This window comes from Nitrobacter sp. 62-13 (genome assembly GCF_001896955.1).
GTDB lineage: Bacteria > Pseudomonadota > Alphaproteobacteria > Rhizobiales > Xanthobacteraceae > Nitrobacter.
The window spans coordinates 1-1,253 of record NZ_MKRN01000139.1 but is presented as its reverse complement, the minus strand read 5'-3'; the positions used below and the strand labels follow the sequence as shown (position 1 = coordinate 1,253).

At 63.0% G+C, this 1,253-nt stretch carries 1 protein-coding gene; it reads right to left on the bottom strand.

The genetic code is table 11. The features are described from left to right. Positions 1–140: 140 nt before the first annotated feature. The coding region (locus BGN91_RS10335) for a heavy metal translocating P-type ATPase (RefSeq protein ID WP_292612838.1) at positions 141–1,253 on the bottom strand (1,113 nt) is incomplete at its 5' end.

Genomic DNA, 1,253 nt, shown 5'->3' with positions numbered 1-1,253 from the left:
CCGGTATGATCGGCGCCACCATATAGGCTTGGAAGAAGATGATGAAGGTCGCTAAAGCGAGCGTCCGAAGCAGGCGCTCGCGCTTGTGGCCTTCGAGCCCGCTCGGCGCCGTTTGCTGAACTTCCATGTGACGTCCTTGCTCAGGCGGCCTGCACTGACGCTGGCATGATTGGCTGCCCGACGCTGCGGATGGCATCGAAGAAGAGCCGCGGAGTTCCCCAAAGAGAATTGAAGAAGATCGCCGTGACACTGACCGCCATCGCCACCATCGCCCAGATCGGGTTGATCAGGCCGGTCGCCGCGATGGGGATGCCAACGCCATTGAACAGGAATGCGAGCGCGACGTTCTGGACCATTTTGCGGTAGCTGCGGCTGCTGATTTCGCGGGCCTCCGCGAGCGCATTCAATCGATTCGAGAGAATGATGATGTCGGCCGCTTCGATCGCAATGTCGGTTCCGCCGCCCATCGCGATACCGACGTCGGCCTGCATGAGCGCCGGAGCATCGTTGATGCCATCGCCGACCATCGCCACCCGACTTCTGCTTTGAAGCTGGCGCACGATGCCAGCCTTGTCTTGCGGCAATATGCCGGCGTGGACCTCGTTGATACCGACTTCGCGAGCGACCCATTGCGCCGCACGTTCGTTGTCGCCGGTCACGAGGACTGTCCTCAGGCCCGCCTTATGCAGGGTGGCCACGGCCTGGACCGCATCCGGTCGGAGCGTATCGCCGAGGGCAATGATGCCCAAGGCTCGCCCGTTCTGCGCCACGCCGATCACCGTCAGCCCCTTCGCCTCAAGAGCTTCGACATTTGCATTGACCTGGCTGAGGTCGACTCCTTGATCCGCCAGGAAGCGCGGGCTGCCGACGATAACCTCGTGAGCGCCGATCCGTGCAGTGACGCCCTTTCCCGGCAAGGCCTCAAAGGTTTCGACGTCCGGGGGTGTCACGCCGCGCTCAAAAGCAGCCGCTACCACCGCCTGGGCGAGCGGATGCTCTGAAGAGGCCTCGGCAGCCGCCGCCAACGCGAGCAGTTCAGATTCAACCGCGCCAAAGGCCTTGACCTCTCGTACGACTGGGCGTCCTTCCGTCAACGTACCGGTCTTGTCGAGCACGATCTGCTGCACAAGGCGAAAGCCCTGGAAAGCTTCGCCGGTTCGCATCAGGATGCCGCGCTCTGCGGCTAGGCCGGCGCCGCGCACGATGGAGAGCGGCGCAGAAATGCCGACCGCGCAAGGATAGCCCATAACAAG